At 52.0% G+C, this 15,021-nt stretch carries 16 protein-coding genes and 1 tRNA gene; 3 read left to right on the plus strand and 14 right to left on the minus strand.

Annotated elements, in window-relative coordinates; genetic code table 11:
- Nucleotides 1-63: 63 nt before the first annotated feature.
- The 3 genes from NZD86_RS14865 to argC are packed head-to-tail and all read right to left on the minus strand — an operon-like array spanning nt 64 to nt 3,074.
- On the minus strand, nt 64-1,215 hold the full coding sequence (locus tag NZD86_RS14865; RefSeq protein WP_268042847.1) for an aspartate aminotransferase family protein: 1,152 nt from the start codon (nt 1,213-1,215) through the stop codon (nt 64-66).
- The gene (locus NZD86_RS14870) at nt 1,212-2,021 is read right to left on the minus strand and encodes an acetylglutamate kinase (protein ID WP_268042848.1); all 810 of its coding nucleotides are present in this window, start codon (nt 2,019-2,021) and stop codon (nt 1,212-1,214) included. The genes NZD86_RS14865 and NZD86_RS14870 overlap by 4 nt, the downstream gene beginning before the upstream one ends.
- Nucleotides 2,022-2,033: 12 nt before the next feature.
- Nucleotides 2,034-3,074, minus strand: coding sequence for an N-acetyl-gamma-glutamyl-phosphate reductase (gene argC / locus NZD86_RS14875; protein ID WP_268042849.1), 1,041 nt, complete (start codon nt 3,072-3,074; stop codon nt 2,034-2,036).
- A gap of 164 nt (nt 3,075-3,238) precedes the next feature.
- Here argC and NZD86_RS14880 point away from each other — a divergent pair, with 164 nt between their 5' ends.
- Nucleotides 3,239-3,490 carry a hypothetical protein gene (locus tag NZD86_RS14880; RefSeq protein ID WP_268042850.1) on the plus strand — a complete coding sequence of 84 codons (252 nt, stop codon included), beginning with the start codon at nt 3,239-3,241 and terminating at the stop codon, nt 3,488-3,490.
- Nucleotides 3,491-3,584: 94 nt separating this feature from the next.
- Complete coding sequence (locus tag NZD86_RS14885) at nt 3,585-4,001, plus strand: CoA-binding protein (protein ID WP_268042851.1); 417 nt, start codon at nt 3,585-3,587, stop codon at nt 3,999-4,001.
- Nucleotides 4,002-4,418: 417 nt separating this feature from the next.
- Here the strand turns inward: NZD86_RS14885 and NZD86_RS14890 are convergent.
- From NZD86_RS14890 to NZD86_RS14920, 7 genes are all read right to left on the minus strand, one after another.
- Nucleotides 4,419-4,494: transfer RNA gene (locus NZD86_RS14890), tRNA-Arg, on the minus strand.
- Nucleotides 4,495-4,599: 105 nt separating this feature from the next.
- A complete protein-coding gene (locus NZD86_RS14895) occupies nt 4,600-5,586 on the minus strand; it encodes a Gfo/Idh/MocA family protein (RefSeq protein WP_268042852.1) in 987 nt (328 codons plus the stop codon).
- A complete protein-coding gene (locus NZD86_RS14900) occupies nt 5,583-6,581 on the minus strand; it encodes a Gfo/Idh/MocA family protein (RefSeq protein ID WP_268042853.1) in 999 nt (332 codons plus the stop codon). The genes NZD86_RS14895 and NZD86_RS14900 overlap by 4 nt, the downstream gene beginning before the upstream one ends.
- 19 nt (nt 6,582-6,600) lie before the next feature.
- Nucleotides 6,601-7,434 carry a sugar phosphate isomerase/epimerase family protein gene (locus tag NZD86_RS14905; RefSeq protein WP_268042854.1) on the minus strand — a complete coding sequence of 278 codons (834 nt, stop codon included), beginning with the start codon at nt 7,432-7,434 and terminating at the stop codon, nt 6,601-6,603.
- A gap of 39 nt (nt 7,435-7,473) precedes the next feature.
- The gene (locus tag NZD86_RS14910) at nt 7,474-8,523 is read right to left on the minus strand and encodes a Gfo/Idh/MocA family protein (RefSeq protein ID WP_268042855.1); all 1,050 of its coding nucleotides are present in this window, start codon (nt 8,521-8,523) and stop codon (nt 7,474-7,476) included.
- The gene (locus tag NZD86_RS14915; RefSeq protein WP_268042856.1) at nt 8,520-9,476 is read right to left on the minus strand and encodes an ROK family protein; all 957 of its coding nucleotides are present in this window, start codon (nt 9,474-9,476) and stop codon (nt 8,520-8,522) included. Before NZD86_RS14915 ends, NZD86_RS14910 begins: the two co-directional genes overlap by 4 nt.
- A gap of 26 nt (nt 9,477-9,502) precedes the next feature.
- The gene (locus NZD86_RS14920) at nt 9,503-10,225 is read right to left on the minus strand and encodes an N-acetylmannosamine-6-phosphate 2-epimerase (protein WP_268046895.1); all 723 of its coding nucleotides are present in this window, start codon (nt 10,223-10,225) and stop codon (nt 9,503-9,505) included.
- A gap of 139 nt (nt 10,226-10,364) precedes the next feature.
- Here NZD86_RS14920 and NZD86_RS14925 point away from each other — a divergent pair, with 139 nt between their 5' ends.
- Complete coding sequence (locus NZD86_RS14925; RefSeq protein WP_268042857.1) at nt 10,365-11,183, plus strand: metallophosphoesterase family protein; 819 nt, start codon at nt 10,365-10,367, stop codon at nt 11,181-11,183.
- 77 nt (nt 11,184-11,260) lie between these two features.
- On the opposite strand, the gene NZD86_RS14930 is transcribed toward NZD86_RS14925, so the two are convergent.
- Genes NZD86_RS14930 through NZD86_RS14945 form a run of 4 tightly spaced genes read right to left on the minus strand, consistent with a single transcriptional unit; the run spans nt 11,261 to nt 14,998 of the window.
- Nucleotides 11,261-12,121, minus strand: a complete 861-nt coding sequence (locus NZD86_RS14930) for a MurR/RpiR family transcriptional regulator (RefSeq protein WP_268042858.1) — start codon at nt 12,119-12,121, stop codon at nt 11,261-11,263.
- A 23-nt stretch (nt 12,122-12,144) separates the two neighbouring features.
- Entirely contained in the window at nt 12,145-12,987 is an 843-nt protein-coding gene (locus NZD86_RS14935) for a sugar phosphate isomerase/epimerase family protein (protein ID WP_268042859.1), read from the minus strand.
- Between the two features lie 45 nt (nt 12,988-13,032).
- Complete coding sequence (locus tag NZD86_RS14940) at nt 13,033-14,025, minus strand: ABC transporter ATP-binding protein (protein WP_268042860.1); 993 nt, start codon at nt 14,023-14,025, stop codon at nt 13,033-13,035.
- 4 nt (nt 14,026-14,029) lie between these two features.
- Entirely contained in the window at nt 14,030-14,998 is a 969-nt protein-coding gene (locus NZD86_RS14945; protein ID WP_268042861.1) for an ABC transporter ATP-binding protein, read from the minus strand.
- Between the last annotated feature and the right edge of the window lie 23 nt (nt 14,999-15,021).

Consider the following 15,021-nt stretch of genomic DNA (forward strand, 5'->3'; position numbering starts at 1 on the left):
GACATGAAAACATCCGAAGCAGAGGTCTTCCTCCCCTTCGGATGTCGCTTATTTATTAGAAAATCACTTTATTAAGTTTATCGTATTCGCAAATTCATCAATGTGTTCCTCTGTAATAATCAGCGGCGGCACCACGCGAATCCGCTTGGGCCCACACTTCGTTACGAGCAACCCATGGTTGGCAGCTCGCTCCAAGAAAAGACCTGCATCCGGAACGTCAAACCCCCACATCAAGCCACGTCCTGTCACGTTGTTGGCGAAGCTCTCAAGAATCTTTTGCAAGTGCCTGCCCATGGTTTGAACATGAGCTAAGAATTCCGGCTGCGAAACCGTGTCGACAACATAATTGCCCACGGCCATAGCCAGCGGGTTGCCACCAAACGTCGATCCATGTGCACCTGGGGTAAATGCCTGCGCCACCGCACCCTTCGCAACCACCGCACCGACTGGAAATCCGTTCCCCAAGCCCTTTGCCATCGTCACGATGTCAGGTTGTATACCAACTTGCTCATAGCCATAGAAGCTTCCGGTCCGTCCAACGCCTGTTTGCACTTCATCCACAATTAAGAGCGCGCCACATTGCCGTAAGCGGGCGGCTAGTTCCTGTAAAAATGACGTATCCACGGGATGAACACCGGCTTCTCCTTGAACGATCTCGACGATACAAGCCGCCACATCCTCATCAATGGCCTCGAGTACAGCATCGAACGTTTCCGGTGATATACAGTCCGGAACCAGAGGTTGAAACCCTTCGTGATAGGCGGGTTTTGGCGTCATCGATAACGCACCCATCGTTCGGCCATGAAATGCACCGGGCAAAGACAATATTTTCGTGCGTGTCGGCGATCCCCCATATAACAATTGATATCGCCGCGCCAGTTTTAATGCAGCCTCATTGGCTTCAGTACCCGTATTGACAAACATCGCCTTGGCATCAGGGAGCTTGGATAGTATCGCGAGTTTACTGGCCAGTTCGACCTGTCCTGGTACGAGAAACAAGTTAGAGGTGTGCCAAAGCGTTTCTGCCTGTTGCTTCAAAACAGCAACGGCACCTGGGTGCGCGTGACCCAGACTGCAAACCGCAATTCCTGCCGTGAAATCTAAGTACCGCTTGCCCTCGGTATCGAAGAGGTAGGGTCCCTCGCCTCGCACCATGGCCAATTCACGTGTTCCATAGTTGTGAAACAAGGTGTTCGTCTCAAGTGTCGTGATCATTCGTGCACCTCCGTGTATGTTGGATTTGCAATGAGACAGGTTCCATAGCAGGACCTTGTCGTATCTGCATCCAGGGCGGCTCGGCGAATGGCATAATCCAGACTTTGCCCGTCGCTTCCGTCGACCACCCACGTCTCCCGGATACCATGCGCTGCCGCGTACAGCATGGCTGTCACCTTTGGAATCATGCCTGCCGAAAACGATCCGCTGGACACATGATCCTTCAACTTCTCCACGGTCACGTCAAATAATTGCTCACCTGCTGCAAAATCCGCGAAGACGCCGCTGACGTTGGTACAAAAGATCAATTTGTCCGCACACAGCGCACGAGCCACGTGGGCTGCAACGGTGTCAGCATTGAGATTGAATAGACGTCCTTCACCGTCGCGACCGTAGGGCGGAAGTAACGGAATCAAACCTTCTGTCCAGGCGTTTAACAGCGGATTCGAGTGAACATGTGAAACATCTCCCGTTTGCAAATGACCAGTGTCTCTCGCCCCTACCACGGTGTCGTCTATCATGGGTAGAAATCGAACACCGTCACACGCCAGTTGACCCGCCAGACGTTCGTTGCAGGTGCGCAGTGCCGCCTCAACAATTGGCATTGCCTCAGTCGTGGTTAGGCGCAACCCATCAACAAAAGGGAGCTCGATGCCTGCTTGAGCTAGTCGACGTGAAATTTCAGGGCCTCCACCGTGAACGACGATCACTTCGTGTTGGAGACTGCGACAAGTCGCAAGAGCGAGACGCAACTGCCGTTCCCCTGCTCCGTCGAGCGCTCCCCCGATCTTCATGACGATACGCACAGAACCACCCCCTCATATCCACGTTGAGATTGCCCCTAGCCCCGCTGATTGGTCGACTCCACACATGACATTTGCATTTTGCAACGCTTGCCCAGCAGCACCCTTCTGTAAATTGTCAAGTGCGCTAAACACCTGCAGCATACGATTGCGTTCGTCTACTATCAGCCCGATGTGACAGTGATTTGATCCCTGTACGGACTTGATATGAGGCACTTGTTCACCTGAGAGCACATGTACAAATGCTGCGTTCTCATAACAATTTACATAGCGACGATAGATTTCCTCACGCGAAACGACTTCCCCCAGCGGAATGTATAGACTTGCAAAGATTCCTCGGTTTATGGGTAGCATCTGGGTGGTTAAGAGCAGTCTAAACTTATCCGATAGGGCCCTCTCCACTTCGGGAATATGCTGATGTTTGCCCACCCGATATGCGTAAAAATCATCGGTTAATTCAGCAAATTGAAGGTTTGTCTTAGGGCTTCGGCCCGCACCCGTAACACCGGATTTGGCATCCGCAATAATCGGTCCTCCCATCCCAACAAAAGGCGCATCCTGGAGTGGTTTGAGCGCAAGCAACACCGCCGTTGCATAACAACCCGGATTTGCAACAAGAGACGCCTCTTTCAACTCCTCTTCCGCAAACTCGGTGAGTCCATAGACTGCGTTCCTCTGAGCCGCCTCATCTACAGGCTCTTTGTCGTACCACAACCGGTAGAGGTCCGACGGAAGGCGAAGGTCACCGGAGAGATCGATCACCCGCAGTCCTCTTGCCCACAAATCTGCAGCGATGTGCCCGGACTGACCCGAGGGAAGGGCGACAAAGACGAGATCGCATGCAGTCTGACATTCTTCCGGGTGATAGGCCACAACCGGAGTTCCCGCAACATGAGCCATGTGGGGAAACAACTCGGCAAACGGCGCACTACGGGCATGCGATCCCGCCAAGTACGTCAAGCGCATCGACGGATGCCCGAGCAACAGGCGAATGAGTTCCATTCCAGCGTAACCTGTTGCGCCAATCACACCGACGCGGATCGTCCCATCACTCACGAATAAACATCCCCTATTGTGTATTTTAATTCAGTATAACGAAAGTGATAGAGGATGAGAAGGGATAGACGAGCAGTCTTTCCTAAACGCTTCTGTGCTAGTGCCCGTGTCAGAGGGCATATGTCCTATCATTCCATGCAGTAAAGTCGAAGGAGGGATAGATGATGGGTGTTTTCGGCGGGTATACAAGATGGGCGGTTGTATTTCTAATCATCTTCGTTTTATTCTTCCTCTTATGTCCCAGTTACGGTTACGCATACGGATACGGAGGGGCTCCTCTGACAGCCGGGACGATCACGGCATCACACTATGACGCAACAGTTACAGCGGGCTACGCAACCGGTGGCCTTGGCGGTGGTTACGACCACCACTACGGCGCAGTTGACTACATCGACAGCGACCCGAGCGACTTGTGATTGTCGAGTACACGCTAAACGAGCGCCAGTCCGACGTGAACTGGCGCCTCGTTGTTGCAAAGTGGTATATTTTAGATATCCAGGAGGTGCGAACGTGTTCCAAAACCCGAATGACGAAACAATTGCCAAAATTCTCGAAGATGCGAAGACCATCGCTGTTGTTGGACTTTCGGACAAGCCCGAGCGAGACAGCTACAGAGTGGCTGAATACCTTCAGCGGCACGGATATCGTATCATCCCGGTCAATCCGTCGATCGATACAGTGTTGGGCCAAAAATCTGTGCCTTCCCTGCGCGATCTGGACGATCCCGTCGATATCATCGATGTATTCCGTCGCAGTGACGCACTTCCGGCTGTTGTAGACGAGTCATTGACCCTGTCCGCCCCAGTCATTTGGGCGCAACTCGGTATCATCAACGAGGATGCAGCACAAACGGCGACGGAAAATGGCAAGACAATGATTATGGACCGTTGCATCAAAATCGAACACAGTAGACTCCTCAGGTCGTAACGGGCTGTCTCAAAGTCATCTAGAAATGAACTAGACGTGTGCCGGGGGCTGAGGGGTATCAGGGGATGCACGGGGGCTGACGGACGGAACAACGGACTTTTGTTCCCTAATCGCAAGTTATATGCCTCTCCATGAACAAACTAGATACTCGCAGTCCTTTGTCCCCACCAACACAACCTTCAGATGCACACAAGTGACCCCATAGGGGTACTGAGTTCCTTTAGTCAATCTTATGTGGGCGCGGCGTGCTTATAACGGACTGCCAGTCACCTATTGTGCGTGGTTCCTTGCTAATGGTGTGACCAAGACACCTCTAATGTGTTTCTCCTCGTACATCAGCAGGGCGGAGGGCTTCTAACGAATGAAAAACAGCTCCTCGGATATACCGAGAAGCCTTAATACAACTGCAATTTCTAGTGGCGCGTCCGGAGGGATTCGAACCCCCGACCTCTGGCTCCGGAGGCCAGCGCTCTATCCACTAAGCTACGGACGCAAGCGACGAAAGATATCTTAGCATACATTGCACACCGATTGCAATCCCTTGCTTCGATATTCGTCCTGCGCGCACTGTCGAAGGCCCAGAGACGTTCCCGCGCGGCTATCGCCGCGCGAGTTTTACTGGAGACTTCGTATCGGCAGAGCGATAGGCGGCAAGGGCGACTTCCAATGCCCGCAGTCCATCTTCCCCGGTCACCGATGCATCCTGCTTCGCTCGTACGCTGTGGACGAAATCGGCGACAAGGAGTTGATCCATGTCGTCGCCCCAGTTTTGATACGTGGCATGTCCTAGAGTATCGCTGTGAAGTGTCATAGCTTGGGCAAATGCATCCACTTCCACAACGCCATCTGTGCCAATCACTTCGAGCGTAACATCTCCCCAGGTCGGATATGTTTTACACCGAGACCAGCTCGGGTCGTGGGACGCTACGACACCATTTTCAAAGTCGAAAACCAACAAGCCGCAGTCGTCGACGCGCAGGTCCTGGTTAAAGTGTGTATCAATTTCCGCGTACACCTCACGTACTTCACTTCCCGTAAACCAGCGCATCAAGTCGATCACATGAACCGTATGATCCATGACGGCACCGCCGCCTGACAGCTCCGGGTCCACGAACCAGCCACCAGGATTTTGTCCGCGGTTCGTTCCACGAATGGCGAGAATTCTTCCCAGTTTCCCCTCGTCAATTAACGCCTTCACCCGGCGGATGGAAGGTTGAAATCGAACTGGAAAGGCAATTTGTAAGATCGTCCCGTGCTCCTCGCACGCTTCAACCATGCGAACTGCATCTTCAACGGTCGTGGCGATGGGCTTTTCACAAAGTACGTGCTTCTTTGCCTGTGCTGCAGCCACGACGATGCGGGCGTGCTGAGCATTTTCCGCACACACGATAACAGCGTCGACATCCGTGTCCAGCAAATCGTGGTAGTCGCTTACATACGGAACATCAAACTTATCTGAGGCAATCATGCCACGCTCTTCATTTTCGTCAGAGATGATGGAGAGTTCCACGTCCGGGATGTGTTTCAATGCCTCGGTGTACGCGTGAGCATGCATGTGAGCGAAACTGATGATCCCTACCTTCACATGGATCCTCCTAACTCCACGGGCTCTCCCGTTTGAATCGATTTTAATGCCGCCAAACTGATCTCCAACGCCTTATACGCGTCATGTGGAGTGACAAGGGCATCGCTCGCCGTCTCGATACAGGACAAAAAGTGCTCCAGTTCTAGTTGGTATGGGTCTTTATCAAGTGGACTCTCAGGGACGGCCACGCCGCCTGTCTCCGTGCCGTTCTGGCGGAGCGACAGGTGGATCGGCATTTCTTCGTCGCTTCGATGCTCCAAGACGCCCTCTGTACCAGCGACTTCAAGCATGGTCCGAAATCCTGACGGATAAGCCCACGTCCCTTCGACATGGGCGATCACGCCGTTTTGGAATCGCAGGCTGACAAAGGCGTGATCGAGTCGATTGAGCTCACGGCCAAGTAATCCCTTTGCGTAAACACGCTGAACTTCACCGAAGCACCAGCGTAAAAAATCAAAGTCGTGGATAATCATGTCAACGACCAGTGTTCCACTCCGTTCAACACTCGCGTACCAATCGTTCCATCCTTGTGGGAATCCACCACCCCGCATTGCCCGGGCGGTCCCCACGGAACCCATCGCTCCGGCTTCCAGCAGTTCGTGCGTCTGGCGGTATTGCGGGAAAAACCGCAGAACCTGTGCAATGAACAACCGAATTCCGTACTCGCTGCAGATTCGAATGATGGCTTCGGCGTCATCCAATGTGCGGGCGATCGGTTTTTCGCAGATCACGTGTTTGCCGGCCCGCGCGGCTTGCTCTACGATTGAGCGGTGCAAATACGTCGGGACACAAACGTCTACGACGTCGACCTCTTCAGCCTCAAGTATTTGCTGCAGCGAACTGTACCATTGTGTGTCAAACCTCTTTGCCATCTTCCGTCCATGGTTTTCGCGAATATCGACGATACCAACTAGGGTCGCATTCGCCATGCGTAAATAGCCGGCCGCGTGAACGCTGCCGATTGTCCCGCATCCTACGAGCGCTACTCGAAACATCCGAATCCTCCTTCACGCGTCAGACGTTCGTTGTCTGGTCAACGACGGATCGCAAGAATGCCAGACTCTTTAGGACACCGTCGATTTCGTCTCCATCTCCTTCGTACTCAAGAGACAAACTTGCGTCATAACGAATGGTGCGCAGCATATTGACAACATCCCCATATGGGACGATTCCGCTTCCGCATTCCCTGCCGGCAAAATACTCACCCGTCGTGGCGAGGAATCCTTTGTCACTTGGTTCGAAGTCTTTCGCGTGCACATGGGCGACATAGCCGGACAGCTCAGCCAGTGCTTCCATGGGCTGCTGACCAACCAAATAGAAATTTCCAACATCGAATGTCGATCGCAGTTTGTCAGATCCGACATCGAGAATGATCCGCTTTACCTGATCCCCACGTCCAGCCAACTTCCCGTGATTTTCGAGCGCCAAGACAACATTGTCGTTTTGGATCCGCGCCGTCGCCTCTTTGAAACCGTCAACAATATATCCCACGGCGGAATCAAAATCGTATCCTTCCTTCAGATCACCCGCGAACACTCGCACGACCGGAGCGGAAAATTTCTTAGCCATTTCAACGCCCTTTAACACAGAAGCGAGTGCCTGTTCGCGTTTGGAACGATCCGACTGAACACAGTCATTTGTCACTGCGTACACATCAACCGTCATCTCGTGGTCATGCACGTACTCTAGAACCTTAGCAACCTCATTCGCCTCGTCCCGCCAGAACACATCGAGAAGTTCAACGTGCTGAATGTCGTGTGTAGAACAAAACTCAAGAAAGTCCATGACTGTCCAGCCATCGTCAAAGAACTTGCGATGTAGACTCCACATACTGACACAAAGATGCATCATGATGTCCTCCTAGTTATCGTGATTGACGAACGAATATCAGATAACGACTTCGCGACCTAATTCGTTGGACTTGACAATCGCCGCAAGCATTTGCACGACTCGAGCACCTTCCTCGGCGTCGATCAGCGGCTGTGTGTGATTTTTCACGCATTCCACGAAATGATCGATTTCATCCTGATAAAAGTCATTCTTTACGACGTCGATGTGGCTTTCCGCCAACACGTTTGAACGTTCGCCGTAGAAACAGAGCGGATCGATTGACACACCACCCTGGCTGCCGTAAACATCCACTTTTACAGCGTCGTCTTGTGGACCGTTCAGCGCCCAACTGACTTCAAGACTCAAGACCATTCCGTTTTCAAAGCGAATATAGGCACTAGCAAAATCCTCTACGTCAAAGACCGAATTGTCCTGATTCGCTCCGTCAGCAGACTTCCACCTCGAAGTCATGACTGTGCTATATTTCCCTAGACCCTGAACTAATTGACCCGAGATAGTTGTCGGCTTCTGCATGCCTGTGATCCACCAGGCTAGATCGAGTACGTGTACACCGATGTCCATAAGTGGTCCGCCGCCGGATTTCGCTTTGTCGGTAAACCAACCTGTTGGTGTGCCACGGCGACGCAAAATTTTCGCCTTGACGTAATACAAGTTTCCAAGGTCGCCGTTGTCAACGAAGCGCTTCAATACACGTGCCTCATTGCGGAACCGGTGCGGCATACCAATCATGCAAATTCGATTATTCTGTTTAGCCATTTCCACTAACTTCTGTGCCTCACTGTAATCAGTGGACAGGGGTTTCTCGAGAAGTACATCGGCACCGTGCTCAATGGCGGTCAGCGCCAGCGGTACATGGCTTGTATTAGGGGTACAGATGCTGACCGCATCGAGCTGATGATTCTGAAACATTCGAGCAACATCGGAGTATACGTGTTCAACACCGTACTTGTCGGCGATCATTCGAGCTCTCGCTTCATTAAAATCCACAAGAGCTACCAGTTCCACGTCCTTGTGTTTGTGGTAATTCGGCAAATGTGCGAGGTCCGCAATGGACCCCGTTCCGATGACACCTACTTTGATGGTCACGATAAATTTCCCCCTGTCGCCTGTTCGTTTATGAAAACTTGAAGGGCCGCGCCAACCAAACCTGCCTCTGGCCCAAACGTCGGAGTCTCAAAAGCAACGGACTGAACAAGTGATTTCATGCCAAGCTTTCGTACACGAGTTGATACATCGTCCACCACCCAGCGGCGGTTTGCCACAACGCCGCCACCGAGAATAACCATGCCTGGGTTGAATGTGTGTATCAAACTGACACACGCAAAACTGATTGCTTCTACCATTTCGTCAATGGTTGCCCGTGCGAGCGAATCCCCTTCAACGGCTTTGGCGAACACCTCGTGACTGGAGACTTCAGATACTGATCGTCCCGAAGCAGTCAATCGTTCGCTCATCCTTGCCGCAATCCCCGTACCGGATCCATACAGTTCCAGACATCCCCGAGATCCGCAATTACACATCGGTCCGCGAAAATTGACAGTGGTATGGCCAAGCTCCGCTGCACCGCCCCATGCGCCATGTAGTATCCGCCCGTCGACGAGAACCGCGCCACCAACACCCGTCCCAAAAGCCAGCATCACAACATTTTCACTCGCCTGCGCTGCGCCCAAGGTGACTTCAGCTAATAAGTGGACGTTGACATCGTTATCGACCCACACTGGCACGCCGAACTGGGAGCCCAACTTCGCTCCAAGCTCAATGTTCTCCCAATTCCGAATATTGGGCGTCCCAGATAGCACTCGTCCCCGCACAAAGTCGATTTGCCCTGCCGTCCCAACTCCGATCCCATCGATAGGCAGCGCTTGCTTTCGCGAAGATTCCAACAGATGTTTGACAACATCCACGACCGCAGCGACAACAAGCTCGCCGTCGGTCGCTGGTGTACTGCGGCGCAACCGCTCAACGACGTACCCATCTTGACGGACGATACCCGCTAATATCTTCGTGGCACCAATATCTACACCGATGCTATAGCGCATCATCTGACCTCCACGTGACCGGACACCTACGGTGCTAAGCGATCCTTTCCCAGTGGCACAGCGCGTTCTAGACTTTCTACGAATGTGCGGGTGATCTCCTGCGGCCGAGTGATAGCCGACCCCACAACAACCGCACAGCACCCAAGTTCGATGCATCGAACTGCTTGATCTGGGGAGCGAATCTTCCCCTCCGCGATGACCGGAATATCGACGCGTTGTACCAATGCCTCAATTAGTTGGAAATCTGGTTGACTCGTGCCTGGACTATAAGGTGTGTACCCTGACATGGTCGAGGCAACAAAGTCGACGCCTAATGCGGCCGCCTGAATCCCCTCTACCAAGGTGGATACGTCACCCATAATTAATAGTTCCGGGAACGCTTCGCGAATCCTGCTGATCAGTTTCTCTAGTGACAAGCCGTTTGGTCGCAGTCTTGATGTAGCATCAATCGCGACCACGTCCGCACCGGCACTTGCCACTTCCTCGACTTCCTGTAAGGTTGGCGTGATATACACCGGACTGTCCGCATAATTCCTCTTGACGATACCGATGACGGGTAGATCGACCTCGGCCTTGATGTTTCGAATATCCTCTGCACCATTTGCCCGAATCCCAACAGCACCGCCGGCCATGGCAGCAACGGCCATGCGCGGCATGACGCCTGCACCAGACAGCGGTTCGTCATCAATCGCTTGACACGAAACAATCAGCCCACCACGAATTCTCTCAAGAAACGCTTCACTATTCATCTGAATCACCAAATCCTATGAAGATTCGAGCTACTGATCACGCGCTTAAAGATGTATTCGTATTTACAACGGAATATCCTTTCGTTTTAATTATAAAAGTGGAGAATTTTTTTATGATTGATGAATGGGGAGATGAACGTTGACCACTGGAAGTTCGTTCCGACTGGCAGCCTGCTCGGATCTACATTTTATGGCCTGGGCTGAGACACTCGAACCTGTAGATTGGGTACCCGCGTTGTATCATGCACTGCAGGACATTTCCGCACAAAACCCCGATATGGTCGTCATCAACGGCGATTTAACCAACGGTAAAGTGCGTGACTATGACCTGGCCATGCGTGCACTCAGCCAGTATGTTCATGTTCCCGTCCTCTACACCATGGGCAACCACGAATATTACGGGTTTTACGAGGAGGAAAACTATTCCACTAAACTCGCACAAGAGCGCTTTCTTCACTTCACCAAACAGAATGCAATCTATTTCGAGAAGTCTCTCGACAACATCACGCTATTTTGCTTGTCACCTGAGGCGCTCCACCCCCATTGGCACGATTCCGCTTGGCTGTCAACTGTTCAACTGACTTGGCTTCGGAGTCGATTGGAAACGTGCTCTGGCCCCATCGCTGTCTTTCTTCATCAACCAGTGAATGATACAGTGGCAAACTCCGAAAATACTTGCTTCCAGTCTCTCGAGTTAGTGCAAATCCTCTCGTCCTACCCAAACGACGTATTTGTTGTGAGTGGACATACCCATCAACGAATGGACCAAGAAAGTCAGTATGTTCTGAAAAACGGCGTGCACTACATTGGTGGAGGATGCGTCCTTGACCCACATCCGCAAACTCGGTTTCTCGACATTTCTGACCGGGACATCACGTTACGTATTCGTGACCATAAATCCGTACGCTGGATTCCCGATTACGACCTCACGATCCCGTTCGCTTCAAAAGTAATTTGAACCCCTCTAACTAACAGCGTTCAGCCCTGATCATCTCTCGCAACCCATGAGGCTGGCCACGGGCCAGCCTCATCGCATCAATATAACTTGTCAAGGACAGACTTGGCAGTTCGGTTCAACGCATCGAACGTCGACGTCCGCTGCTTCATGGACACCACCGTCGACAAAATATCGAGTACATGAATCTGTGCCAACTTGGATGCAAAGGCCCCGCCCTGTAACGGTGTTTCTTTAGCGGCTGCAAGCAATATCGCGTCAGCGTACGATGTCACGGGAGAACGGGCGTGATTCGTCAAGCAAATGACAAACGCTCCATTTTCCTTTGCAATTCTCACAGCGTCGACCAGATCCTTCGTGCTGCCCGACGTCGAAATACCGAAGACGACGTCTTCTTCCGTTGTCATGGCACAGTTCATGGCGATAATGTGACCATCTGACGCACAGTGGGCATCAAAGCCAAGCCGCATAAAGCGATACTGCGCGTCTTGGGCCGTCATTCCCGATGATCCGACACCGAAAAAATACTGTCGCTTTGCGCGTATCAGAGCATCTGTCGCCTTTTGCAGTTGATCCTCTTGCAACAGACTAACGGTGTCCTCGAGCGCCTGTGTGTTGTACAAGGTAATTTTCTGACACACGACACTCGCGCTATCATTTTCTTCGATCTTTCCATGAACCTGTTGATTCGGACTTACCAAATCTTGTGCCAAGGCCAGTTTGAACTCTTGAAAACCACGGTACCCAAGTTTGCGACAAAAGCGAATGACTGTCGTCTCCCCAACTTCGGCGAGTTCGGCCAGATCCGTCACAGACGAATAGACCGTGTTATTCAGGTTTTCAAGGACAGCTGTCGCCACTTTTTGTTCCGCTTTGGATAAAGACGGAAGGATACTGTGGAGCATGGCGATTGTATTGGCGCTCGTTTGTAACTTCCCCATTTCTTCGCCTCAGGCTTTCTACTCTATCTTCTTTGATATCTCAGTTCATCGTATCTTCGACATAATACGCTCAGAGACCGAATTGTCACAAGTACATTTTCCGAAGGAAAATTCCTTCCAGGAGGTACCTCGGCGATTAAATCACCGTTATAACCGACGTGATCGAGCGAGTTAAGAACGGAGGTCCAATTTACGTCTCCATGAAAGATCGGCACAAAGCCAGAAATGTTTCCGATGTCTAGGCGAAAATCTTTCACGTGAACTTTGAGCAACTGATTCCCTAGAACGTTCACCCAGTCCTCCGGAAATCCGTTTGGCAACACGTTCCCCACATCTAAATAGACACCCACACTCGGATGGCCAATCTCGTCAATAAACCGTTTCAACTCGAGGGGGCTCAGGAGAAACCTGTTCCACACATTTTCGATCCCGATAGAAATACCAAGTTGCCCCGCCTCTTCCGCCAGACTAGCAAGTTCATCTTGCGCCCGTTTATACGCTTCGGCGTACCCCACATCCGCCGTCACAGCACCGGGGACCACCAACACCGTCTCCGCTCCAGCAAGTTTAGCTAACTCAAACATGTGCCGGACCACGTCAGCCGCTTTACGCCTGGCGGAGACATCTGGCGAAGTCAACGAATATTGCCACAACAACCCAGTCGCAACACTGGGAACCTGAAGACCAAATTCCCTCGCAACTTGGAGTCTGGTTGACCATAAGCTGGTTCCGCCGTCGAGCGGAAATAGGCCGTCTTCGGCCAGGTTGACTTCAATTCGATCAATTCCCTCCTGTGCAGCCAAACGACAAATTTCCTCAAAGGACCACGCCTCCGGAAAGCACCATAGATTCAGCCCAGCCTTCATTCACGTCGCTCCATTCACAATCCCGATTCGGGTTATGTCCGACGTTCACATGAATTCTTCAGCAAAGTGGCATGCGACAGTTTGGTCACCGATTTGTCTGAGGACGGGTCGCTCGGCCACACACTTATCCCTCACAAACGGACAACGGGTGTGATAAGCACATCCTTTCGGAACGTTGGTAGGTGAAGGCCGCTCGCCCTGGGCCAGTTGACTCTCGTCCAAAGGTGTCACGCCGTCCACAGTGAAGGCAGGAATGGCACTGATGAGCGTTCTGGTATACGGGTGTAGGGGATTCGCGAACAGCTCATCAGACTGTCCATATTCAACGATCCGCCCCAAATACATCACAACCGTCCGTTCGCACATCAGGCGAATGACAGCCAAATTGTGAGAAATAAATAAATAGGTGAGACCCATTTCCACCTTTAACTTTTGTAACAGATTGAGTATTTGAGCTTGAATCGAAACGTCCAAGCTGGATACAGCTTCATCGAGAATGAGCACCTCTGGGAGCAACGCCAGTGCCTGGGCCACTGCTACACGTTGCTGTTGCCCGCCGCTCAGCTCGTGAGGATAAGAGTGGAAATGCCCCGGTGAGAGACCGACACGTTCCATTAAAGCCAAGGCTCGCTCAGCATTACTGCGCCTGTCACCGACGCGATGAATGGCGAGCGGCTCCATGATATTCTCGCCAACCGTATAGTTGGGCAACAGCGATCCGTACGGATCTTGGGCCACGAATTGCAGCTTACTTCGATGAGCTCGCAGGGCCTTTTCTGACATCCGTGTCACATTGACCCCTCCGAGAAAGACCTCCCCTGCAGTGGGACGAACGAGCATCTGCACAGCGCGAATCAGGGTCGACTTCCCGCTGCCGCTCTCTCCAACGATCCCCACGCTAGTGCCCTTCCTCACGGTCAGGTCGATTTGGTCACAGGCTACCAACTCGCCGCGACTCGTTTTGAACGTGACGGTGAGCCCACTTGTACGAATTAATTCTTCGCTGGTGCTGAGGATTTCTTCACTGGGTAAGCTCACTGGTTCACGCCTCCTTCACCGAGCGCCAACAGGCCACTTCGTGATTTACATCGATCTTCTCCAGTGACGGCCTTGTCGAACATTTGGAAAAACGGGCAAGACACCTATCAGCAAATACGCACCCGTCTGGTAGAGCCTTCAATGTATTGATGGGTGTGCCTGCAATGTACGGAAGCTCCGTTCGCCGCCCGTCAATACGTGGAATCGATTGTAACAAACCCTGTAAATATGGATGTGCCTGATTCTGAATCAACTGCGCAGACGGAACATGTTCCATAATGAGTCCGCCGTACATGACATAAATCTCGTCAGCAATCTGAGCAGCCACGGCCAAGTCATGTGTAACAAAAATCATGGACATCTGCCTGTCGCGTTGCATTTTTTTCAGCAGCGCCAGAATTTCTGCCTGAACGGTCACGTCGAGCGCCGTTGTCGGCTCGTCCGCTATGAGTAAGTCTGGGTTCGTGATCAGTGCCATCCCAATCATGACACGCTGCAACATTCCGCCACTGAACTCGAACGGATAGCTCTTGAATCGGTACTCGGCGTCAGGAATACCAATCTGCGTAAGCAGGTTTATAGCCTTGTCCTTTGCTTCGTTAAAACTTGCCATGTGGTGGTACAGTAGTGGGTCAATAATTTGTTGACCGATTGTTTTCGTTGGATTGAGATACATTTTCGGGTTTTGAAAAATCATGGATATTTCGCGCCCGCGGATCTTTCTCACTTGCTTATGGGGAAGACCAACGAGATCGCGGCCCTTAAAGTGTACTTCGCCAGTGATGACAGCGGTCTTCGGCAGCAAGCGCATGAGCGCCGTGACGGCAGTGCTCTTGCCGCTTCCGGACTCGCCGACGAGTGCAATGGATTTGCCAGGTTCGATACTTACATCTATTCCATTCAGAGCATTGACCGGACCGCGTTCCGACTGGAAGTGAACTCGAAGGTCTTTGATAGTCAACAGTGGCTCCATGCTCTCACCTCCCATGCCGATGA

The sequence above is a fragment of the Alicyclobacillus dauci genome, assembly GCF_026651605.1.
In the GTDB taxonomy this organism is placed as follows: domain Bacteria; phylum Bacillota; class Bacilli; order Alicyclobacillales; family Alicyclobacillaceae; genus Alicyclobacillus; species Alicyclobacillus dauci.